Raw genomic sequence first — 23869 nt, forward strand, 5'->3', positions numbered from 1 at the left:
TATACACTGAATAAAACTTATTTAGTTATCCGCTTGCCCTCAGCGTCAATCACCTGCCCTCTATCCCTTTTTGTGAGTGCACCTTATGTGGAATGAGTAAGATATCTAAAACGACCTTCAACGGTTGACAAAATTTGGTGACTAATTCGAAGACGGCTAACAACATTTACGTTGCAACTGAATTGGTGGGCATGGCATTGAACCAAATGAACAGTAGACGCAACAGTCACCCTGTTTAGGACGTAATAATGTTTTGCAATTCTCACATTCGTAATAGAATTGACAAGCATCAGTAGGCATTGTTTCCTGTTTACTAAAACCACAATGAGGGCAAGTGAGTATTGATTCTAAAATGACTGTTGTCGGTAATTTGGACATGCTATTGCTCCCTTTTATGTGAGGGTAAACTCAGGATGAGTTTACAAGCAAGATTTATGATTGGCTAAAGACTTTCTTGTTTTATTAGGAAGAGGGTTAATCCTCTTCCTAATGTGGATATTAAAAATTAAATTCTATTTAATCAATCGCTTACCTTTAGCGTCAATCACTTGCTCACCATCCTCTTTCGCGAATTCACCTTTTTGTGGCGTGGGTAAAATATCCAAAACCACTTCCGAAGGGCGACACAGTTTGGTGCCTAATTCTGTCACCACAATCGGCCGGTTAATCAGAATAGGATATTCCAACATAAAATCGATTAACTGATCGTTACTCCATTGGGTTTCATCCAGCTTGAGAGTTTCATAGGGTTCAACATTCTTTCGAAGTAATGCGCGTGCAGTAATACCCATATCAACAATCAGTTTTATTAGCTCTGCACGGCTTGGTGGGGTCTCTAAATAATGAATCACTGTGGGCTCAATACCACTGTTGCGGATCAGTTCAAGCGTATTGCGGGACGTGCCACAAGCCGGATTATGATAAATAGTTACGGAATGCATGTTTACCTCTTATTTCTTAATAATAGTAAAAAAGCGACAGAGTTATCTCTGTCGCATAATTTAACTTATGTCTATATGGTTAATGATAAACGTAAGGCGAGTGCCACTAGCGTGACAAACAGTACCGGGAGCGTCATCACGATCCCGACCTTGAAGTAATAGCCCCAGGTAATGGTCAAATTTTTCTGCGACAGTACATGCAGCCATAGTAAGGTGGCGAGACTGCCAATTGGCGTGATTTTAGGACCGAGATCACTGCCAATTACATTGGCGTAAACCATCGCTTCTTTAATGAGTCCCGTCGCGTCACTGCCCTCAATAGACAGTGCGCCGACAAGCACCGTCGGCATATTGTTCATGATGGATGACAGAATAGCGGTTAAGAAGCCTGTGCCGAGAGTGGCAGCCCATAATCCCTGTTCAGCCAGATAATTCAGAATTTGAGAAATGTAGTGAGTCAATCCTGCATTGCGTAAACCATAAACGACTAAATACATGCCGAGTGAGAAAATCACGATTTGCCATGGAGCACCACGAATGACTTTCTTGGTATCGATAACGCTGCCTCTCTTGGCCACGATATACAGAATGATGGCACCTACGGCCGCAACCAAACTCACGGGGACGCCAAGATGATTAAGTCCAAAAAAGCCAACCAGAAGGAGTACTAGAACAATCCATCCGGCTTTAAAGGTTGATAAGTCACGGATAGCCTCTTTTGGTGATTTCAACAATCCGATATCGTAGGTTTGCGGAATGTCTTTGCGAAAGAACAGATGAAGCATGACCAGAGTTGCACAAATAGCGGCAATATCGACAGGGATCATGATGGCAGCATAATCGGTAAAGCTAATGTTGAAGAAATCTGCTGAAACGATATTGACAAGGTTAGAGACAACCAAAGGCAAACTTGCGGTATCTGCAATAAATCCGGCAGCCATAACGAATGCCAGCGTTGCACCTCGACTGAAGCCTAACGCAAGTAACATGGCCATAACTATCGGCGTCAAAATGAGTGCAGCACCATCATTGGCAAACAGGGCGGCCACGGCAGCACCGAGTAAGACGATGTAAGTAAACAGCTTACGCCCGTTCCCCCCTCCCCAACGAGCAACGTGTAGCGCAGCCCATTCAAAGAAGCCCGATTCATCCAATAACAGACTGATAATAATTACCGCGACAAAGGCCGCAGTAGCATTCCAGACTATCTGCCAGACAACAGGAATATCACCAAGATGAACAACACCAAACAGCAGAGCTAAAACGGCACCAAAGCATGCACTCCAGCCAATGCCTAGCCCTTTAGGTTGCCAGATAACCAAAATAATGGTCAGAACAAAAATAGCACCGGCCAACCACATAGAAACCTCCGTTTAGGCAGACGCTATAACGTCTGCCAATTATTTGTTATTAAATTTACTCTGCCAGTTTGTTTAAGCGTTCAATCCCGACAGGCTCTTCTTCCTGCAAGGGAATTAATGCTAGTCGGGTGGCGTACTTTTCTTTAACCAGATTGATCTGCTTGATTTCTTGCACTGCGCGGTGACGTAACAGAGGCGAAGTTGTGCCGGTAGCGGCAAGACTGTTATTAATCAACCATGCCCAAGGTTCAATGCCAGCACGACGCAAATCTTCCTGCAAATTACCGGCCTCTAATACAGGAGTAGTCTCCGGCAGCGTCACGAGCAGTATCTTGGTTCGCTGAGGATCTTGCAGCTGCATCATGGGGGTAACATAGTGGCCATTGCTGCCCATTTTTTGGGCGATTTCACGATGGTAAGCGCCCGTAGCATCTAACAGCAGTAAAGTATGGCCAGTTGGGGCCGTATCCATAATGACAAAGCGTTTACCGGCATCGCGAATAACACGGGAAAATGCCTGAAATACGGCAATTTCTTCAGTACAAGGCGAGCGAAGATCTTCTTCTAGCAGTGCTCGACCTTGAGCATCCAAATCTTTCCCTTTGCTTTCCAGAACGCTTTGACGATAACGTTCGGTTTCCGCTTCGGGATCGATACGGCTGACTTCAAGGTGAGGTAATTTACCGTGCAGAGTATTTTCCAAATGTGCAGCCGGATCGGAGGTGGTTAAATGAACATCCAGTCCTTTTTCAGCTAATTTTACCGCCACTGCTGCTGCTAATGTTGTTTTGCCGACACCGCCTTTCCCCATCAACATCACTAAGCCGTGCTTATCTTTTGCGATTTGCTCAACCAGTACCGATAGTGGATCGATTGGCGGTATTGTCAGGTCGTGATGTTCTTCATTGTCGAGTTGCACATTGGTTTTAAATAAATTACGCAGCGCATCAATACCCACCAGATTGACGGGTTGAAGAATAATGCGATCCTGAGGGAGTGAGGCCACAGCGGAAGGGATGTTTGCCAAGGCCAACTGCTCGCGCTGGTAAACGGCCTGAGCCAGTTTATCATTATGTATAGCGGCTTCAGGCAAAATACCATTAATCACTAAATATTGATTTTTGATACCAAGCTGAGAGAGTTCGCCATAGGTTCTGGCTACCTCGGTTAGTGTCGATTTTTGCGCACGGGCAACTAATATCAATCGGGTTTTATTGGCATTGCCTAACTCAGCAACCGCTTGTGCGTAGCGTTCACGCTGTTTTGCTAATCCTGATAGGGGGCCTAGACAGGATGAACCTTCAGGATTTTCCTCAATAAAACTGCTCCAGGCACCGGGTAACTGCAACAGCCGGATCGTGTGGCCGGTGGGAGCAGTATCAAAAATAATATGGTCGAAATCGGCTAACAAGCAGGCATCCGTGAGTAAGTCGGTAAACTCATCAAATGCGGCAATTTCAGTCGTACAGGCTCCCGAAAGCTGTTCTTCAATCCCACGGACAACGTCATCCGGTAAAATACCCCTGACGGGATCAACAATACGTTCACGATAGACTTGTGCGGCGGCCTGTGGATCGATTTCTAATGCTGACAGGCCTGATACTGATTCTATCTTGGTAATATGATTACCAATCGTTTGATTGAAGACTTGGCCGACGTTGGAGGCTGGGTCGGTGCTGACTAACAGAACGCGTTTACCCTCATCGGCTAAGGAAATTGCCGTTGAACAGGATATGGATGTTTTTCCTACGCCGCCTTTACCAGTAAAAAACAGGAAAGGAGGCACATTTTGTAAAAATTTCATGGCTGTACTCCTTATGTTTTTAACAGCAGGAATCATTTCCGTTGCAGCAGGCCTGAATAGACTTAATTTTTGGTGCTAAAGATAAATCACACCAACGGGCCATATCTTCTCGGGTCGGATAACGACCAGCCATTACAAAAGCGCCGTCTACCAGAATGAGGGGGAGACCTTCCGCTCCTGAGTTCTGAAGAAAGTTTTTAACCAATTCATTTTCAACAAACGCCATCGGTTGTTGAGCAAGGTTGAAACGCGTTAACGTGACGCCTTGCTGCTTAACCCAATCGGCATCGGCAGAAAAATTGACTAATGATTGATCGACGTCGGTTCCACACACGCCGGTACTACAACATAGAGCCGGATCGTAAACGGTAATCGTTTTCATAATAAGTTCCTTATAAATTAAATGATTAAATAGTCAGTGTTCCGATATGATCTAATTCAACCTGTAGTTGTATTGGATCACCTTTTAATTCAGCCAAAGGTAGAGCAAGCAGAGCCTGTATCCTGATTTTCAAAATGTTGTAGGTTGTCTCAAAGGCTCGGTCGATTTCCGCGTCACTGCCCGTCGCTTTATCTGGATCGTCAACCCCCCATGAGCCCGAATGGCAGGAGCTAGATAAGCAGGGCACACTTCGCCAGCGGCGTTGCCGCATACCGTAATAACAATATCGGGTGTGTAAGGAAGAGAGTCCCATGACTTGCTAGAGTATCCTTCGGTTGAAATTCCTTTGCGTGATAGCAAGGCTAACGAACGAGGATGTATAAAACCTTTGGGCTGGCTCCCTGCGCTGATGGCGTGGTGTTCTGGAGAGGCTAAGGTATTAAAGATTGCCTCGGCGATAATGGATCGACATGAGTTACCGGTACATAAAAATAGAATATTCATCGTATAATGCCTTTTTCATATATGAAAATTCGAATATATCAAGATAAATTTTTTTTTTTACAGACAAGTGGCGCTATTCGTTGTTGAACCCGACGCGTTCTTTAAACGTTTAGAGAGTGTTTTTATATTGAGTTCTTGGCTTTGGTATGCTTGTTCAATGATCGCACCCGCCCACATAGGCATATTATGCGACAAGCGATAGTGAATCCATTTACCCGCACGGCGATCGAGAAGAATGCCGTTCTCCCTTAGCATGGCAAGATGACGTGATATCTTGGGCTGGGGTAAGTCCAGTGTTTCACACAGCTCACAAACACACAGCTCTGTCGCTTCTTTGAGAAGCAGAACAATGGTCAAGCGGGTCTCATCAGAGAGACATTTAAAGAGTTGTAACGGTGTTAACTGGCTCATCACAAATACCTTCTATTTAGTTATCGTAATCATACGACGTTTTTCATTGCTGTCAATGATCAAATTCGTTTTTTCAAATGTGTTTTTAATAAAGGCTTTCAATTACTTTGTTGATTTTATAGGTTTTTATTTTATTTTAAATAAATGCTTTTTCTCTAGATTGTGGATTTTCTACAATCTAGCTCTTGGAATATAGCCCTACCTATATGAGAAATGACATTTTTATTCTTCATATTTAAAGGGATCTTACTTTAACTCTCTAGGAGTTAACTTGATTTAAGTACCACTTGCCATTACCTGCGAGTGGCACTAAGGGTTACAATCTACCAACCGATTGATATTCCGCTATTTATCCCCATTCCATTCTGAGTGTCGTGTGTGATGTTCATGCCTATAACAACATTGTTCCTAACATTAACGTTAGTGCCGACGGCCGCGGCGCGTTCACCCCGGAATGTTCCAGCACCTAGTCCAAATGATGTCTTATATCCAAATTTTGTTGGGATTGAAGTTGCTGCAATAGTTGAGGCTATGCCTGCATTCAAACGTTTATCATTGCGTTTAATTGAGTCGTCTAAACGATGTAATTGGTTATCAGCGTATTGTTGCAGCTCATTCCTAAATTCGGTATTAACCGTATTTATACGGTTATCGGTGTATGAGGTACCTCTGTCTATGATGTTATGCAATGTAGCGTCGGTATAGTGATTAGCATTGACAAGCGTTGTGTCCAGTTGGGCGTCTGTATACTGTTCAGTGACGTTTTTAACGTTATACAAGGTACGATCCGTATAATCATTGGCATCAATTTGGGTCTTGTCCAACTGGATATTGGTGTATTGTTCAACGACGTTCTTGACGTTGTTTAAAGTGCTATCCGTGTAATCATTGGCATTAACTAAGGTTTTGTCTAGTTGGGCATTGGTATAGTGTTCAGCGACGATCTTAACGTTGCTTAAGGTATTGTCAGTATAATGGTTGGCATCAACCAGAGTTCTGTCTAGTAGGGTATTGGTGTACTGCTCAGAAACATTCTTGACGTTGTTTAAGGTACTATCCGTGTAGTGATTAGCATCAGTCAACGTTCTGTCTAACTGGATATTGGTGTATTGCTCAGCGATGTCTTTAACGTGGTTTAAACTAGTGTTCGAATAATGATTGGCATCAGTCAGTGTCCGGTCCAATAGGTTATTCGTGTACTCCTTAGAGATATTTCTAACGTTGTTTAAGCTGGTGTCCGAATAATGATTAGCATCAACTAATGCGCTATTCAGTTGGGCGTTGGTGTACTGTTCAGAAATGTTTTTAACATTGATAAATGAATCACTAAGCTGAGCTATATTAATGGCATCATGATCCTCAATTCCATCTTTGACAGCCGTAATGACGCGGTCGCCGATGTTAAATTCATCGGCTTTCTCGGCATGAGAACCAGAGCCCAATGCAACACCGCCATTACTGGCATTTGAATTGTGCCCCAAACTAATCGAATGGCTACCATTGGCGGTTCCGCCAATATTAGTCAGGTTGTTACCTGAAGTGCCGGAACCATTGATTGAAACCGAGTCAGATAATGAACTCCCTGTTGCGGAGCTGGATGTGTTTCCTCCCATGACAATACTGTTTTTTATGTCGGTGATATTATTTCCGACACCGGCGTTACCACTGCCGTACAAAATGGTATCATTCAGATTATTAAAGGAATTGCCTAAATTCACCCCATTAACAACATTATTATTACCATTTTTAATGGTGTTGTTATTACCTGTAACGACAGAGTTAATTGAGTTATTTACCGTATTATTATCACCTTTTACATTGACGCTGTTAGTATTCGAGAGCTCATTATTACTCCCCGTTACTCTAAACCCATCACTATTAACAATGTTGTTATAATGCCCATTATCAATCCGGCCATTATTTGCCGACGTTAGGATGTTTTCATGCCCCAGAACAACATTATTACTTGATGTGTCAAAATGATTGTTATTACCATTTTGTTGTGCCAGGAAGTTATTATTGCTGTTGTTAAATGTATTGCCGTCAGTAACGCTATAGTTATCATTGGAGTTTTCGAGTTTATTGCCGCTTCCAAATATTCTATTTTTATCTGCGTCAGTTAGGATATTACCGGTGCCACCAGTAATATTATTATTAGAATTGGTTAACTGTTGATTGCGCCCTCCGACATCGTTGCCATGACTATTAACTAAAGTACTACCATAGTCCCTCATTTTTAATATCCCATCTCTGGGGTCAATGAAGTAGGTGTATTCTTCACTCCCGACTTTATTGTTATGGGAATTAATCAGCGTCTGATCTTTACCCCAAACACTGTTGTTATTTGAATTATTGAGACTGTGGTTTTGACCGACTAATTCATTATTATCTGAACCATTAGTTATCGTCATTCCCCAACTCGTCACATTTTGACCGGAGCCCTCAACATTGTTCCAATCATGGATATTGTTAGCTGATAGAACAGGAAAGCTTGAGAGTGACACAATACAAAGTGCAGTTTTAATCAGTTTCATAGCAATTTCCTGTGATTAGTTTGCACCGAATGCAAGACCGGCACCGAACCCAACGCCACTTTTTGTATCAATGGAAACATTAATTCGAGAAACCAAGCGTGAGTTAACGTTCCAGTCCGTGCCGAATGCTAATGCCTGCTGAGAGCGGTAATTAGAAATAGCCATGCCAAATGATTTTTCAAAACCGTATTTTTGTGGAATAGAACTCATCGCCATTGCACCGGCAATCCCGGCGTTGCCTCGTTCATAGTTACGATTGATTTTTTTATCTAACTGATTGGCTTTATTATCAAAGTATGACTTTCCCTCACTGAGGGAGTGATTAAATGATTCGGTGATGCGATTATCCGTATAGGTATTAACTTCATTGACTGATGCTTCGACTTTGCTGTCTGTATAGGTATTGGCATTAACTAATGTTTCTGAGGATTTGTCGTCGGTATAGGATTTAGATTCGTTCAGTGTTGTCATGGCTTTGCTGTCTGTATAGGTATTGGCATTGACCAGAGTTTCAGAGGCTTTATCGTCGGTATAGGTTTTGGACTCGTTGAGTGTTGCTGTGGCTTTGCTGTCCGTGTAGGTATTGGCATTGACCAGAGTTTCAGAGGCCCTATCGTCGGTATAGGATTTAGATTCGTTCAACGTTGCCGTAGCTTTGCTATCCGTGTAGGTATTGGCATTGACCAGAGTCTCAGCGGCTTTATCGTCGGTATAGGTTTTGGACTCGTTGAGTGTTGCGGCAGCTTTGCTGTCCGTATAGGTATTAGCATTGACCAGAGTCTCGGATGATTTATCGTCGGTGTAGGTTTTGGACTCGTTGAGCGTTACGGCAGCTTTGCTATCCGTATAGGTATTGGCATTGACTAATGTTTCTGAGGATTTGTCGTCGGTATAGGTTTTGGTCTCGTTGAGCGTTGCAGTAACTTTGCTATCCGTGTAGGTATTGGCATTGACCAGCGTTTCAGCGGCTTTATCATCAGTATAGATTTTGGACTCATTCAGTACGGTATCAGCCGTAGTCTTAAGTTGCCCCACGTTTGCTGCATCACTTTGGTTTACACCGTCTTTGACGCCAGTAATTTGTCGGTTACCGATATTCATCTCATCGGCAGAACTGGCTACGCTACCTGAACCGATCGCTATCCCGCCATTTGATGAATGGCCACCTCCAATTGATACGCCATCACCATTCTCAACGCTGCCACCGTTACCGATGATAACGCCATTTTCTGAGCCAGATAGCTTACTGTTATTGCCGAGAATGATGCCGTTTGAACTGGAACCGGCGTCATTGTTATTACCAACAACAGATGCATTGCTCGAAACACCACTATTACCATTACCGATATTGCTGGCAGCATTAGCGGTAGGGAGGACTAAGTAGGTTGATAGGGTGATGGTGATTAGGTAAATTTTTAAGTGGGAATGTATTTTCATTATGGTTACTCCGGCTTGGTCTACGAAATGAAACGTAGCTCGGTAATTGAGCGACCGGGGTAATGTTGAAGGTGAAAAAGGAGCAGGGCATTAATCAACTGAAAATGCGAAAAAAAGGTTAATTTGGGCGACTAATAATGGCAGGTGTGACCGTTTTTAAATAACGATGTAAAACGATATCTTCTGCCATATAACACACTATGTCTCGATAAGTGTCAGGTAGGGATTGCTGTCTGGAATGATACTTTCTTCGCCAAATAATAGGGTCGGAGTTTCTAAAATATACCCCTTAATTTTTCTAGTCTTGCGTGGTCCCTGAACTTCACATGTCCAGATATTGATTCCATCTTTACCACGGCGATGAATTTTTTGCTTTTGAAAGACCTTTTGTACCTCTCGCCATTCCTCTCCGGTTGACCCGATTGTCTCTTTGACAAAGAGTTTAAAAATCTCGGGAGACACGAGAAATATTGAACCATTTACCACATGTATTTTTGCCTGAACATCGTTTATCTGTAGGTGTTTGGTCATTATTCCCTGTTTCAACCAGTTCAAAAACGCTAGATCAGCAATAGATGAGGTTGGCTTTTCTTGAGGGCGCTCTGATATTGGCGCTTGTTGAATAAAAGAAGATGGCTGTGGCGGCACATCAACTCGATCTGGCTGTATACGTTCTGGCATAAAAGGGACAATCGCTGGTGGATCTTCAGGTGAAGAGAATAATGACAAAGTCAGTTCTTCCAGATTCACTTCTGGCGGATGGTTGTCACTGTTATTAGGCGATGGGTTATCTAGCGGTGGAATGGAGTTAACTACGGCCACTGGGGTTACCGTTCCGTCAAATAGCGGCGGCCGATTTTCGACTTGTTCCCATATCAATGATGGCGATACACGAAGTAAGGTGAGGTCGACGCCAGGGCTCCAACCACTCGATGATTTTACGGTACAATTCCAAATGGCTTTTCCTTCATTTGATAAAACGATGCCATGATCCTGCATCTCATCAAACAAACGAGAGTTACTGTCTGGAACGCCGGTAATTCCATGTTGCAACAACCATGCACGGGTTTTGTCTGACGCTGTTTTACTGACTAACCACAACGCTTCTTCCGTAAGCCAACCATCAGAGCCAAATTTTGTATTATTAAGTTTTAACGTGTTTTGTACCAATTCACGTAATGCCGCAATAATTTGTTTAGGCAACGTTGACTGCGGCCGAGCGAGGGCTTTTGATGCATCGCCGCCCATATTCTGGGCAACGGAGGCCTGGTCCGCTTTTTGTATCAGTTCACCAATGATCCCGGCACTTTCATAATGGCCTGCGATGGAATACAGCAAAGATGAAAACAGTTGTTGATACTCAGAGAGCCAGTTGAGAGCCGCTTGAGGCAGTATATGTGTACACAGAATAGCGCCAGCGGCGGGATGCAGGCGATAGTCACGCTGCGGATTATATTGCAACCGATAGGGTTCTGTTAGTGGACCATGCCATGGATGCCAGCGTGCTCCTGATTCAGTCATCACGGTCATATCAACCAAAGGTTTACCGATATCATGTAATAACGCGGCATAGACAATAGCGGCCGTCCAGACTTTAGCTTCTTTTGTTTGATCTTCAGGTGGACAGCCGGGTGGTAAGAGATGCGTTTGTCTCATTTTCGCAGCAAAGCAAACCACCTCTAAAGTATGGTCTAACATACCGCCTAGATGGGCGTGATGATGAGATTCTGAGGCAGGTAAGCGTTGAACCAATGCCGCATATTTCTGAATCGGATTCAAATAAAGCTCGGTGAACAGGGGATTGGAGAGTGATGTTCTGTGCCAGATGAGCTGAATAAGCTGCTGGCGCAATGGTGTCGATAACAGGTTATCGGCGGTGTCGGGGAGTAACCAGCCGTCTTCCGGCATGCCGATATCAAGCGTTGAGGTCGGCTTCGTTGGCACTTTGCTGCGGGTTAACCATTTAAACATAGTGTTCTCCTTATCATGACATCATGCTTTCATGACTTAATTGTTAACCTTCCTATAGAGACGATAACCATCGAGTAATAACTCGGTCATCGATTTATCAATCTCTGTCGCATAGGTTTTGATCTCTCGATGAAGAAGAGGATCAATTTTTAGTTGAATAGGTTTTAGGACACCTGCATTAAATCTGGAATTAGTCACCTCAATGGTGGCCGTTGTTGAAGAAGGCGGTATTATTTTAGGTGGCTTTACCATGAGTACAATTCTCCATAAGAATAATGCTTTTATGAATTAATGAGGCTGGCGATCTCATCAATAATGGAACATGCGGCGGTGTTAAGCGTAGGATAGTGAGTTTCAGTAATGGATTTACCTGCATCAAGAGCCTGACTATAGCCCGGCATAAAACGGATAAAGTGATAAGCACACTGAAATCCCCAGGCGGAAATGGTGCGTTGAGCGGCCTGTCCTTCGGCAATACTCGGAGCTTTACAGACAACAAACAGAATTTTATGCAGAGGGATTTGCCGTTTCTGTAAAAATTCTCGGCCTAATAACAGAGAAGGTTCTAAATCATCGAGAGAGGTGCCGGTGGCAATAACGATCAGGTCTGATGCTTCAGCAATATCGACCGATGAAATATCAGCGAAAGGACGAGTATCAATAAGAAGTAGCTGATTTAAAGCGGCAGCTTTTAGTGCAACATTATGACGACGATAGACTGCCGTTTCGATAGAGGGGGTAAGGCTCGCTAAATCTCGCCGTTCTGCCCATTTACTGCTGGTTTGTTGCTGAGTATCTAGATCGGCTAAGTGAACTTGCCAACCGGCTTTAGCAAACTCGGTTGCGGTTGCTCTTGCTAGTGTAGACCGGCTTACGCCACCTTTCTGACTAATAAAGCTAATAATCATAGGCTCCTCGATACTGATTTCATTAATTAATGATGTGAGGAGTGTGGTTCTATGTGACTATGTTTACCGCAAGAAACTGAATTGTCAGTGAAGAGAGTTATTAATGAATTAATGCTTTCATGATACTCGCATTTATATGAGGTGATAGATCCGAGCGATGCCAGCCAATTCAGCCTTTTGGCCTTTTCGGGTAGGGCTCTTACCTTTATAAATATTACCCTTCAGGCCATTTAACCTTTTATCAGTTGAGCCATTTAAGTCTCGAGTTTACCATTTGATTAAGCGTTTTTACGACACGTCGAAAGGCAATAGAGTCTTGAAATACATCGTGAATAATGATGAGCAGATAACGAGAAACATTATGAAAGTGTTGATCTCCATATTTGAGCTCTAATTCTGAATCGATGGCATCAAATATCGTATCAAGCGCTGAAATAATATTGCTCGCTAGTCGGAACTCATTCTCGGGTAGATTTAGTTCTGGCAGCGATTTTAGGTAGATTCCAAATTCTGTCATAACCGTTATATATTTACCGAACCATTTATTATTCAGGAGGCAGGAAAGGTGATATTGCAACGCCCATCTCTCTTAAATCATCCATAACGAGAGTGTTAATCCATATTTTTTATATGAAACTTTTGTCACAATACCACCAAGTTTATTTCTGGAACATTTCTCTGGTTTTTCTCTTTTGTTTCCCTGATGTTAGCGAATCGATTGTAGGAAATATTGGACAATTTAACAACAAAAAAATGAAGTTAAACTTTATATTTGTCGGTGTACTGGCGTTAACTGCTGGATAGTTAAGCGCATTTTCGAAGTTTAACTTCAAAAAATAAAAATGAGAATCGAAGAAAATCTTCATTTTAGTGGCTAATGAGGGTTCAGGTTCCCATGTTATCGACTCGGTTAAAAGCAATACGCAAACTGCGTCAACTATCTCAGGAGCAACTTGCTCATCTCGTGGGTATAGAGGAAGCATCAGCTAGCACAAGGATCAGCCAATATGAGCGAGGTGTCCATGAGCCTCCTTATAAACTGATGATTAAAATTGCAAAAGTACTCGATGTCCCCGTCGCCTATTTTTATGCAGACAATGATGAGTTGGCTGAAATTATTCTTAAATATCACTCTGAGAAAAAGCGCTGATTCGCCGGTAGCCATTGACACCATACAGACTCGGTTGAGAATTTAATGGCATCCATTGCTAAAATGTTTCTGAAGGGATAGGGTGAGCTAATGGTTGAATAATAGCCATACTTCATTATGATGAATCATCGCTTCAGAGTGCAATGGAGGATTAATGAAATCATGTATGCATGAAGGAAATACTCCTCATAATAGCCTCGGTTACAAAGCGGGGCGCTTAGCCGTTAGAATGCGTAATCGAGTCGCTGAATGGAACACTAGATTAGCGCATTTGGCTCATAAAAGAGGTTTACCCTTATGGGTGGCTAAACTGCCGTTTATTGTCTTTATCATGGCAGTGATTGGATTATTCGCTGCAAGCCTATTCCTGCTGGCCTCCGTTTTGCTCATCTTAGCGATCATAGGATTCTCACTTATTGCCATAGCTAAGGGGATGGAGTCAGATGATATTGTTGAGTTAGATAGTCAGGTTCTTGAAGGTTATTGCGACGGACCTGATGGCGTGGGGGAATATGCAGGTGGTGAGCGTATTGATAAAGATTAATGGGTAACATAATGTTTACTGGCTCATATTTAATTTGATACGTTTGCTACTCTGGATGTAATCAGCTCCGACAGTCGACTAAGAGCGAATAGCCGACTGCACTTGGAGCTAAAGAGCGACTTGTTAGATGCGCATAAACCAATAAGGAACCTTAGCGCCTTCTTCTCTTAAATTTTCACAACAAAAGCCGATGAACTCGCATGCTGCTTCATGAGCAGTTAGATTATCGGGGATTTTCTCAGCTGCATAAAATGCATCATCCATATTTATAAGCGTTCCTGTTGCAGAAAATATATGGCGTTTATCTTTCGCATCACTATTTAGGGATAAATTGATTGCATTTGTAATAAGTGCAGTTTGAACTTCAGTGATAAACTGAAACTTCTTCCAGTTAAGCTCTTGATTCATTGATGATCTCCAATATTAATTTTAACGCACGCATCGCATGCCAACTCTGCGGCGCGCATTAGCGCGTCCGCCCTAGGGATATACTGCTTTTGATTGTTATGTGTTTTTTGTCTGATTCAGAAGTTGGCTATAACCAAGCTCCATTTTTTCTATAAAACTCTCTCTAATCGTAGGGAAGCCATACACAAGGAGCTCTTTTTCTTGAATTTTAAATAACTTGTAGAGATGGCTTTCTTTCTTATTTGAAACATGTACAGAAGTAAATGGCCTATTTCGTACAATTTCTTTGTTTAGCTCTCTGGCACTAATAATGTTGTATTGGTCTCCAGTTATATCAATGACAATTTCACCTATTTCTAGCCAATAGTGAGTTATTTCATTATTTTTTCCTGTAGCAGCCATAACACCTTTTAACTCAAGTTGTGGCCATAATTTCAGAAAATGGTAGGCAAGAAGCATTGAAGAAAGTTTACAGCTCATAACCGGAAAACAATCTATTACAAGCTTGGTTTTCGATTTATCACAATTTTCAAGCAATTCCCGAAACTTTAATGCTTCTTCTTTTATTTCATTGAATGTTGCCATAAATTTTAAACCCTTAGCTGTACATCACGCTTGTATCAGGAGCGCCCCTTACCTGTATATAAAACAATTTTATAAAAGGCACTGTACACGCAAGGTAAATATTTTTCTGCCTCCTTTTATAATTCCCAGTCAAATTGGTGGTTATATAATTATATTTCAAATGGTTGTATTTAAATAACCTAAATGTAATCGGACAAAACTCATAAAGCAAACAGCCTGATGGTCGCTTGGCCGATCAAACGATAGAGCGTTGATAATTTGATTACGCCAAAATCGCTTGGCAATCATACAGTCTGTATCTGTTGGTAATCACACTAATACACATTATGATTACCTCGTATGGTGTTTGAGCCCCTATTTTTTGAAGGAACTCCCCGCTTTTAGCATTACATCACCTCCTTTTCCTCCCGCTGCTCTGGCGTCTTGCGTTCCCGCTCTGGCTGCATTCTCTAATGCCCCTCCGACCCGAACGCCAGCCCAGCCTAAGGCGCTCATCCAAAATGCGGGTAACACCAGAAACATTGTCCCCATAACGAAGTTAATGATTAGGTCGTCCTGTGAGTTCTGTATCCCGGCTAAATTCCAACTGCTGTGAGTATCGCTATCATACAGAGCACCTAGCAGCCAGCTATCTAACCATCTGGCCAGATCCCACCAAAACGTCAGAAAAATGAGAGCAAACTGTGCGAACGTTACGGTGACTACCGTTTTAATATCATAGGCTGAAAAAACGATGATGAGCGGAATACAGATAATCAGCGCCATTAACAATATGGCTTGAACCATTGGCAACGCCTGTCGCATGCTGTCAAACGCGGGAAATGCGGCAATGCCAGCGAAGGCTTGACCGACCGTTGCAGCGGTACGGCTAGCGGCGTTCGCTAACGTACCGTCGATATTGCCGCCAAAACCGGGATAAACCCGCCCATCTTGCGAAACTTGCATATTTCTTGGGCTGACCAGAGAGCGTAAAACGGCTTCTTCATATTCAGCTTTAGATTGCCCCAGCTTTTTTAACTGCTGCCAGACCGACGGTTGAACCAGTTTTAGTGTCCTATCTTTAATGCCGGTTGTGCTGTCTGACCACCATTGTTTACAGCTTGGATAACCTCCGGTACCGGCATCAAAAAGTCCGGCATCCCGGCTGGTATTGTAGGGCCAAGCGCTGCGGGGAGATCGGGCCCGGTCGGTATCATAATAACCCGGTGTATTCATAAAAAATTGTGACCCGATCCATGACACATCAGTACTTTCCGCTGATTTTAGATTCGATTCACGCATCTTCAATCTCGCTAAGGAAGGTGCATAACATTCCTGAACAAAATCTTGTAGCTCTTGAGCTAGGGTAGGATCGCTGATGCGCGTATGCTGAACTTCAAAGCGGATTTGGCGTAAGTCAGGCTGACAGGGGAGCGTCGAACTGGCTGCGTTAGTGACGCCTTTCGACAGTGAATGAACCAGATACCACCACACCGGGACGGCGGCTGTTTTCCCGCCAATCTCACTGGTTAGCGAGCTATAGCCTGATTCTGATGGTTGCGCTACCGTATAGCCGCACTGTTTTGAGCGGCTGATATCATATTGAATGGTGTTTAAATCAACAGTGATCAGCGGTACGCAGGTAAACATAATGACGATCATCGCCATATATGCCACGTTTTCAAACCAGGTTAGTGCTAGTCCGCCCTGATCGCCTTCATCTGCCCCTTGTCCTCTAGCTTTAAGCCAGACGCCAATCAATTTGGCCAGTAGAGGAAAAGCGAAAATGCCGGTTGATGTAATGATGCTCCAAATACCGTTATTAACGGACCAGCCGAGTAATGTCAGAAAATACTCCAGATAGCTATGGGTTATCATGCAGCTACCCCCGTATTCACATAATTAGTGTATTCGCACAGAACGGCGAGAATAGCGAAACAGACAATAATCTTTGTGAACGTATTACTACGCTCTGGATTGTTTTTGGTTAGCACCAGACGGACTTTATACAGTAACCAAACAATCGCCAAATACAGGACTAGTCTCCAGACTAACAGTGGAAGCAGGACGCTATTTAACTGAGTCATAATATTATTAGTATCAGCACTAAATCGTAGACTTAGCCAACCTATCAGTACCATGGCCATAATGATGCCAATGCTTATCGTGATAAATTTTCCTATTCGTCTGATGTTTGGGATCATTATGGTTCCCCTACATGAGTACTATTCAATTTATTCACTCGGCTATCAACATCATCACTACTTTCAACGGCACGGCCCTGTAACGTATCGCGTAGGGTCTTGCGGTTGAGAATGGTGGTCGCAGCGTTATCTGCCAGTGATTTCCTCATATCCATCTCTAATTTGAGCTGGGTGAGTTCCTGATCGAGGATCTGGGAGGAGCGTCCCAGTGCATCTTGGGCTTCTTTTTCATTGGCGATATTTGGTTCTCGCATACCGGCAAGCATGGCTCTACGCGCTAATAGCGCTTGCTCTGTTACCTCAGCAATAGCCATTTCACCCGACAGGCGTTGAACCAGTACTGCTGCATCTGGGTCATCTTGTAGTGCCTCGACCACGCCTCGAGTGAGCATGAGATTCCCACCACTGGCTTTTGCTAAATTCTCTGAGGTTGGCTTGATTTTACCGTTGACCAAATCGGCCATCACTTCAATGATGCGATCTTGTTCTTCCTGAATTAGCGGGTTTAGGCCGACGCCAGCCTGAGCGCCGCTCTTGTTACTGTTGTTACTCCCTTGATCGTTAGTCGGTGCAACGTTAATGGTCTGTTCTCCAACGACTCGAGTCATCCATTTAGCAGCGTCTTCCGGTTTAGTCCATGTTTTACACAATTGCCCCTTACAATCGGACTTATTCACCGTGGACGTGGAATTCGGTTCGCGGCCATTCAGGATATTGAATCCAGCAACCGTGGTGTCGCGGATAAGTTTTATCGGAGCCTGATTTTTGCCGCCGCGCTGTTGGCCGCCAACCCATCTTTTCCCTTTTTCGGCTGCTTCTTTACTGGCCTGCTGATTAGCTCTGACCGCATCTGTTTCTCCTGAGACAATGGTTTGATAGTTTTCTGCTTTAGCGCCTTGAACCCAGGCAGAGCCATACGCGTAATCAGCCATTTTTTCAGCCATGTTTTCGCAGCTTAGTTTCGCTTTATCAAAATCTAACCGACCTTGTAAGACACCATTGGTTAACAGGTCATAAAGCTGTGGATTGGCTCGCTGAATAATCATCGCTGGAAGGCTTGCTACGGCACCGGTCGCATTACTGATGACATCACCCATCAAGTCTTTAAACCCGTCAGTAACACCATTAAGTTGATTTTTAACGGTGGTATTAATATCAAAATTGCCGCACATTAGGTCTGCGTTCCATCCAATCCCCACCGTCAAGGGATTGGTTGAACGCCGTGTTAAAGAAGGAGAAATCGCTGAGCCACCGCCAATCTGATAGTAAACATTGTCAGCAATGGCCCCGTGATTATCGAAACCATACTCATTAGCAGCGCAGGTACTTATGGAGATCGATAAAAGAGCCATTAAGATGCTGGTGCTCAGGACATTTCTTGCTGGAAAGTTGACGTATTTCATCATGATTAACCTCCGGTGCTGCCGAGAAAGGTTTGGCCACGGCGCTGGCAACAGCTATAAGGACGCCATAATGCCCACGCATAGCCGCCGTCAGCGGCGAGTTTATCTGAGTAGGTATCGAGAGTTGAACGGTCAGGGAATATGGCACAGCTGTTATCGAGTCTAGGTGCCAGCATCTGCCATTTATGGTTGTTAGTTTTTCCCTCTTGTACGGATTCTGGTGGCCAATATCCGGGACTATGACTTGCCGTTAGCGGTAAGTAGACATGAGGTTGCCCTGCGCGCGTCACGATATCCGCGACGCGCTGAGCGATAACAGCTCCTACCTTATAATCATGAGTTTGGCTCAGCGCTCCGGCGCGGGGAAATACATTGCCCCAGAGATCGCCCGTTTGTTTAACCTCACGCTGTCCAGGAATTAGTGCTTCAGGATAGAGACTTTCTGGCAAACCGGTTCGCCAGGCTAACGCATCCAAAGTACTGATAAAATAAGGTTGAAAAGCAGTGGCTGAACCGCTGCAACTGTAACCAAAACCAGACAAAAATTTATAGAATGCTTCACTGCTTGGGTGACCGATAGCATCAGCATTCTTGAATCGAGTCTGCGTTTTTTCATTACTCGGACGTGCATTCGTATTGCCGCCTGATTCAGCAATGATCGGGATGGACACACCCAAAAAGGCCATTTCACTCCACGGGTTATCGCCGGTATTGCTATAGCTGGAAACGACCAGATCGGGAATATAGTGTTTTACTTTTACTGAGGTTTTAACGCTACAACCGTAGGGTGTACAGAGTAGCCAGTAGCAAATGCCAACCACCTTATATTCAAGACAGGGCGCTGAGAGTGAGGATGCAATAATTCCAGCGGTATTGATAGCAGAGGCGGGGAGTGTCACGGTAGCTATCAAAGAGAGTATGAGGCGGAGGCGCATCAATGGCCCCCTTGAAACTGCTTCAGCTTTTCTCCGGCAAGTTCTACATTGGTTGTACCATAAACAACAAACCTACCTTCCATCACAATAGCTGGGACTTTTTCTATGCCTAACGACCAGGCTTTGATAACGCCTTTGAAGGATTCTCTTAGAGCGGCATCTTGTTGTTGCCAATTTTTGGAAGACATGACTTTTTGACTATGCTTTTCCGCCGTTTTGCGATCGGATGGAAGAGAACTAAAGGCGTTGGATATCAGACGCTCAGGATCATCGAGATTGTAGATCACAGTATTTGTTGGAGTGCCTAATAATAGATTATTGTTATTGGTAAAAATGATGGTTTCTTTTGTTTCCGCGATCCCTTGGGAGGTGAATAACATAAGAAAAGTAAGCGTGAGAACTTTTGATAAATTAGATACTGACATAAGGTACCCCCCAGTGCAAAGAGGAATAGATGTAACAGTTTGATCTATAGCTCTCAGCAGAAAACCCTATTTTCGCTAGCGAAGGTTTCTTCACAACGTAACAGTACAATGGTGAAGTCTTGTACATAAGTAATGGAGATTAGAAATGCTTTTCGTCAATCGATTGTGGTTATTTCTGATATAATATCTAGAGATACATTTTGTTTCATTTTTTTAACTATATGATTTTATGTTTATTTTTTTATGTGAAGTCGACAGGAAACACATATGGAAAGACATGTAAGGGATAGCAATGGGTGATAACAGCTATAAATTTCAAAAACTAACGCCTATCAGCGACGTTGAGTTGGGCATATATGAAGATGCTATAGACTTTGTTTTTGACAATGACGATCTAAAAAATATTGCAATATCAGGACAATACAGTGCAGGTAAGAGCAGTCTTGTCGAATCATATAAAAAAATCATCCGCAACTAAAATTTGTTCATATATCACTTGCTCATTTCAGAGCTGCGGATCAGATTAGTACTGATGACCCCAGCAAGGCTATTAATGAAGTTGCGTTAGAAGGTAAGATCCTTAATCAGTTAATTCACCAGATTAATACTGATAACATTCCTCAGACGAATTTTAAAATAAAGAAAAAAATAAAAACTAAAAGTATTTTTATCAATACATTCTTTATGGTTTTATTCATTGCGACAATATTGCATATAACATTATTTAAGAAATGGATTGAATTTGTACCATCTTTATCAGAAGGTGTCTTAACAGATTTTTTAAGGCTATCAACTAAATATGATTCGTTGCTCATAAGCGGTTCTATATGTGCAATTATATCTTGTTTTTTTATTTATAAATTAATAAAAGCTCAAAAGAATAGAAATGTACTTAAGAAAATAAATTTACAAGGTAATGAAATAGAAATTTTTGAAGAGAGTGATGACTCTTATTTTGATCGGTATTTAAATGAAGTGCTATACCTCTTTGAGAACGTTAGCGCTGATGCAATTATTTTTGAGGATATGGATCGTTTTAATGCTAACCATATCTTTGAACGGCTGCATGAGGTAAATAGATTAGTCAATATTCATCGCAAGTTGGTTGAAAAGTCTTGGTTCTCATTTATATATAATAGGTTCTTAGCCAAAAATAAAAAGCCAACATTACGTTTTATCTATTTACTTCGTGATGATATCTTTATTTCTAAGGATAGAACTAAATTCTTTGATTATATTATCCCTGTCATTCCAGTTGTTGATAGTTCTAACTCTTACGATCAGTTTATCTCTATCTTTGAGAAAGGTGATATCTTATCATTATTCAATGAAAGGTTTTTACAAGGACTTTCATTATATATTGATGATATGAGGATATTAAAAAATATCTATAATGAATTTCTGGTTTATTACAATAGATTAAATATCACCGAGCTTGACTGTAATAAAATGCTGGCTATTATTGCCTATAAAAACATTTTCCCTAGAGACTTTAGCGAATTACAGCTTAATCAGGGTATGGTTTTCGCTATATTTAACAGTAAGGAAAATATTGCCAATGATGAAATAAATCGATTGGAGAAAGAAATTGTTACTAAAGAAAATGAAATTAATGAAATAAATAATGAAATACTCGAGTCTAGTCAGGAGGTTAATGTTTTATATGATCATCAACTAATTCCATATAATAATTATCGTCATGGCTATCAGAATGAAATAGCAGATGTAGAGAGAAGAAGAAGTGCTAGAGTGTTGAATGTTGAAAATAGAAGTAATGGTAAAGTAAACAGTCTAAATAAGGAGCTTGTTAAGTTAAGAAATGAATTAACTTACATGAGTAGTAAAAGGCTAAAAGAAATTATATCAAGAGAAAACATTGATAGTATATTTAAACTCATCTATACCAATGAAATCGGCGACAAAAGAGATTTTAATGAAATAAAAAGCAGTGAGTATTTTGACTTGCTCAAATACCTTATCCGTGATGGCTATATTGATGAAACCTACACCGACTATATGACCTATTTTTACGAAAATAGCCTGAGTCGGATTGACAAGGTATTTTTACGCAGTATTACCGATCAAAAAGGCAAAGAGCCTACCTATCAACTTAAGAATCCCAAGCTGGTCGTTGCCCGCCTTCGAGAGGTGGATTTTGAACAGGAAGAGGTGCTTAATTTTGATCTATTAACTTACCTGCTTCAGACGCCAGCTCATGTGAATTTAATAAAACGCTTATTTAAACAGCTTAGAGAGAACAAAAGCGTTGAGTTTATTCGCGACTACTTTGAAGCAGAGAGAGCCCAGCCTGGCTTTATTAATCGATTAAATATGCTGTGGCCTGAGTTTTTTTCTTATGCTCTTAAAGAGAGTGAGTTTTCTGCTGATTGGGTTAAACGCTACTCGATAGGCACATTTTATTATTCTGCTAGTAATACCATTGAGGCCATCAATATTGATGATTGCCTAACTGACTACCTCTCTGATTCGGCGGATTATTTAGCAATAGCAGAGCCGAAGGTTGACAAGTTAATTAGTGGTTTTAAGCTGCTTGGCGTCTCTTTTGCCAGTATTAATTTTGAAAGCGCAAATAAAGCACTCTTTGATATGGTTTATCAGCATTCACTTTATGATATTAATTTTTCCAACCTGACCTTAATGCTGAGTGAGGTTTATCAGCTTAACAGTGAAGATGATATTCGCCATAAGAACTATACGTTAGTGATGTCACAGCATGATTCTCCCTTGGCTAGTTATGTTAATAACCATATTAGTGACTATCTGAATATGGTTTTATCTAGTTGCGATGGTTCAATCGTGGATGATGAAGCTATTGTTTTATCTGTTCTCAATAATGAGGAAATATCGGATGAGCAAAAAGATAGGTATATAAACTATTTGCAAACTTCCGTGACCTCTCTCAGTGAGGTCGAGAACAAATCCTTATGGTTATCGCTACTGGATAAAGATATAGCAGTTTGTTCTGAAGAAAATATAGTGTCTTACTTTGCAAATATTGATGGATTAGATGATTCACTTATTGGATTTATCAATAGAACGGATGCAGAGTTGGATTTTGCAAGTATTGATATTGAAGATGAGCAAAAAATTAAACTGTTTAGAGCGATTATTATCTGTAACGATTTATTAAATGATAAATATGAGAAATTAATTTGTTCGCTAAATCGTATTTATAGTTCCTCCTTTGGTGTCAAAGGTATTGTAGGTGATAAATTCAAAATATTAGTGGATAAGAAAATTATTCGTATAAGTTTGGATTCACTTAAATTTATACGAGAAAACTATCCTGAACAGCTTTTCTATTATATCAAACAGAATGTCGAAACCTACGTTGAAATAATGACGGAAGAGAGCTTTGTCTTAGATGAAGCTATGTCGATACTTTCTTGGAACGTTGATGATGATATAAAAATTAAGCTACTCGGGTTTGTTAAAGTACCGCTTATTATTAATAGCAAGGAATATTCCCTTGCCGTTAATGATTATATTTTAGAAAATAATTTTGAACCAGACGAACTCTTAAGTTTGACGTCATCATATAAAACATGGGGAACCTCCACTCAGTCACTCATTCTGAGTCGAGCAATAGAGTATATCTCAACATTGATAACAATCCCCAATTACATTTCTGAACCGTTACTAAAAGACCTGTTTACCTCAGAGAATCTGGATAAGCAGGATAAAATAGCACTATTAATCGCCTTATTACCGAATAAGGATTTGAGTAAGACGGTCTGTAAAGAGTATCTTGATCTGCTTGGTTTATCGGAGTTTAGTAAAATTTTGGGGCGAGGCAAGCCTAAGATTGAGGTCGATGCAACTAATCAACGTTTATTAACAGCATTAAAAGATAATCATTTATTCTATGATTTTGAAGAGGATAAGGAAAATCCCCCTTATTATAAAATAATAAGGCGACGCTCTATGTTTGATTCAGATACATAGTGTTATATATTTTTCGA

20 protein-coding genes and 1 pseudogene are annotated in these 23869 nt (G+C 41.8%); 3 read left to right on the forward strand and 18 right to left on the reverse strand.

Features of this window, described 5'->3' with window-relative positions; genetic code table 11:
- Window positions 1-156: 156 nt before the first annotated feature.
- The 11 genes from GOL65_RS22470 to GOL65_RS15960 form a co-directional block, all read right to left on the reverse strand.
- Window positions 157-378 carry a GDCCVxC domain-containing (seleno)protein gene (locus GOL65_RS22470; RefSeq protein ID WP_130592184.1) on the reverse strand — a complete coding sequence of 74 codons (222 nt, stop codon included), beginning with the start codon at window positions 376-378 and terminating at the stop codon, window positions 157-159.
- Between the two features lie 134 nt (window positions 379-512).
- Window positions 513-941 (reverse strand): glutaredoxin-dependent arsenate reductase, encoded by a 429-nt coding sequence (arsC, locus tag GOL65_RS15915; RefSeq protein WP_130592183.1) that lies wholly within the window; start codon window positions 939-941, stop codon window positions 513-515.
- Between the two features lie 71 nt (window positions 942-1012).
- Entirely contained in the window at window positions 1013-2302 is a 1290-nt protein-coding gene (locus GOL65_RS15920) for an arsenic transporter (protein WP_130592182.1), read from the reverse strand.
- Window positions 2303-2357: 55 nt separating this feature from the next.
- On the reverse strand, window positions 2358-4106 hold the full coding sequence (gene arsA / locus GOL65_RS15925) for an arsenical pump-driving ATPase (RefSeq protein ID WP_140919652.1): 1749 nt from the start codon (window positions 4104-4106) through the stop codon (window positions 2358-2360).
- A gap of 19 nt (window positions 4107-4125) precedes the next feature.
- The gene (gene arsD / locus GOL65_RS15930; RefSeq protein ID WP_029092875.1) at window positions 4126-4488 is read right to left on the reverse strand and encodes an arsenite efflux transporter metallochaperone ArsD; all 363 of its coding nucleotides are present in this window, start codon (window positions 4486-4488) and stop codon (window positions 4126-4128) included.
- A 129-nt stretch (window positions 4489-4617) separates the two neighbouring features.
- Window positions 4618-4992 (reverse strand): arsenate reductase ArsC, encoded by a 375-nt coding sequence (locus GOL65_RS15935; protein WP_456152043.1) that lies wholly within the window; start codon window positions 4990-4992, stop codon window positions 4618-4620.
- Window positions 4993-5049: 57 nt separating this feature from the next.
- Entirely contained in the window at window positions 5050-5403 is a 354-nt protein-coding gene (locus tag GOL65_RS15940) for a metalloregulator ArsR/SmtB family transcription factor (RefSeq protein ID WP_140919653.1), read from the reverse strand.
- Window positions 5404-5726: 323 nt separating this feature from the next.
- Window positions 5727-7937: a YadA C-terminal domain-containing protein gene (locus tag GOL65_RS15945; protein WP_179038452.1), complete on the reverse strand. Its 2211-nt coding sequence runs from the start codon at window positions 7935-7937 to the stop codon at window positions 5727-5729.
- Between the two features lie 15 nt (window positions 7938-7952).
- On the reverse strand, window positions 7953-9374 hold the full coding sequence (locus tag GOL65_RS15950) for a YadA-like family protein (RefSeq protein ID WP_140919655.1): 1422 nt from the start codon (window positions 9372-9374) through the stop codon (window positions 7953-7955).
- A 198-nt stretch (window positions 9375-9572) separates the two neighbouring features.
- Window positions 9573-11345, reverse strand: a complete 1773-nt coding sequence (mobH, locus tag GOL65_RS15955; protein ID WP_140919656.1) for a MobH family relaxase — start codon at window positions 11343-11345, stop codon at window positions 9573-9575.
- Between the two features lie 281 nt (window positions 11346-11626).
- Window positions 11627-12253, reverse strand: coding sequence for a ParA family protein (locus tag GOL65_RS15960; RefSeq protein ID WP_130592175.1), 627 nt, complete (start codon window positions 12251-12253; stop codon window positions 11627-11629).
- An 895-nt stretch (window positions 12254-13148) separates the two neighbouring features.
- On the opposite strand from GOL65_RS15960, the gene GOL65_RS15965 reads away from it, so the two are divergent.
- Together GOL65_RS15965 and GOL65_RS15970 are read left to right on the forward strand one after the other, a co-directional pair.
- Entirely contained in the window at window positions 13149-13403 is a 255-nt protein-coding gene (locus GOL65_RS15965; protein WP_130592174.1) for a helix-turn-helix domain-containing protein, read from the forward strand.
- Window positions 13404-13557: 154 nt separating this feature from the next.
- Window positions 13558-13947: a DUF3742 family protein gene (locus GOL65_RS15970; RefSeq protein ID WP_130592173.1), complete on the forward strand. Its 390-nt coding sequence runs from the start codon at window positions 13558-13560 to the stop codon at window positions 13945-13947.
- Window positions 13948-14070: 123 nt separating this feature from the next.
- On the opposite strand, the gene GOL65_RS15975 is transcribed toward GOL65_RS15970, so the two are convergent.
- From GOL65_RS15975 to GOL65_RS16005, 7 genes are all read right to left on the reverse strand, one after another.
- Window positions 14071-14355: a hypothetical protein gene (locus GOL65_RS15975; protein ID WP_130592172.1), complete on the reverse strand. Its 285-nt coding sequence runs from the start codon at window positions 14353-14355 to the stop codon at window positions 14071-14073.
- Between the two features lie 96 nt (window positions 14356-14451).
- Window positions 14452-14940, reverse strand: coding sequence for a hypothetical protein (locus tag GOL65_RS15980; protein WP_130592171.1), 489 nt, complete (start codon window positions 14938-14940; stop codon window positions 14452-14454).
- A 354-nt stretch (window positions 14941-15294) separates the two neighbouring features.
- Window positions 15295-16797: a conjugal transfer protein TraG N-terminal domain-containing protein gene (locus GOL65_RS15985; protein WP_130592170.1), complete on the reverse strand. Its 1503-nt coding sequence runs from the start codon at window positions 16795-16797 to the stop codon at window positions 15295-15297.
- Entirely contained in the window at window positions 16794-17123 is a 330-nt protein-coding gene (locus GOL65_RS15990; protein WP_130592169.1) for a hypothetical protein, read from the reverse strand. The genes GOL65_RS15985 and GOL65_RS15990 overlap by 4 nt, the downstream gene beginning before the upstream one ends.
- A complete protein-coding gene (locus GOL65_RS15995) occupies window positions 17123-18529 on the reverse strand; it encodes an integrating conjugative element protein (RefSeq protein WP_407656483.1) in 1407 nt (468 codons plus the stop codon). Before GOL65_RS15995 ends, GOL65_RS15990 begins: the two co-directional genes overlap by 1 nt.
- A gap of 2 nt (window positions 18530-18531) precedes the next feature.
- Window positions 18532-19461 (reverse strand): TIGR03756 family integrating conjugative element protein, encoded by a 930-nt coding sequence (locus GOL65_RS16000; RefSeq protein WP_130592168.1) that lies wholly within the window; start codon window positions 19459-19461, stop codon window positions 18532-18534.
- Entirely contained in the window at window positions 19461-19886 is a 426-nt protein-coding gene (locus tag GOL65_RS16005; RefSeq protein WP_140919657.1) for a TIGR03757 family integrating conjugative element protein, read from the reverse strand. Before GOL65_RS16005 ends, GOL65_RS16000 begins: the two co-directional genes overlap by 1 nt.
- A gap of 292 nt (window positions 19887-20178) precedes the next feature.
- Between GOL65_RS16005 and GOL65_RS16010 the strand changes: the two are divergent.
- Window positions 20179-23852, forward strand: a pseudogene (locus GOL65_RS16010) (YobI family P-loop NTPase).
- The last annotated feature ends 17 nt before the right edge of the window (window positions 23853-23869 follow it).

Origin of the sequence: Limnobaculum xujianqingii (assembly GCF_013394855.1) — a bacterium.
In the GTDB taxonomy this organism is placed as follows: Bacteria; Pseudomonadota; Gammaproteobacteria; order Enterobacterales; family Enterobacteriaceae; genus Limnobaculum; species Limnobaculum xujianqingii.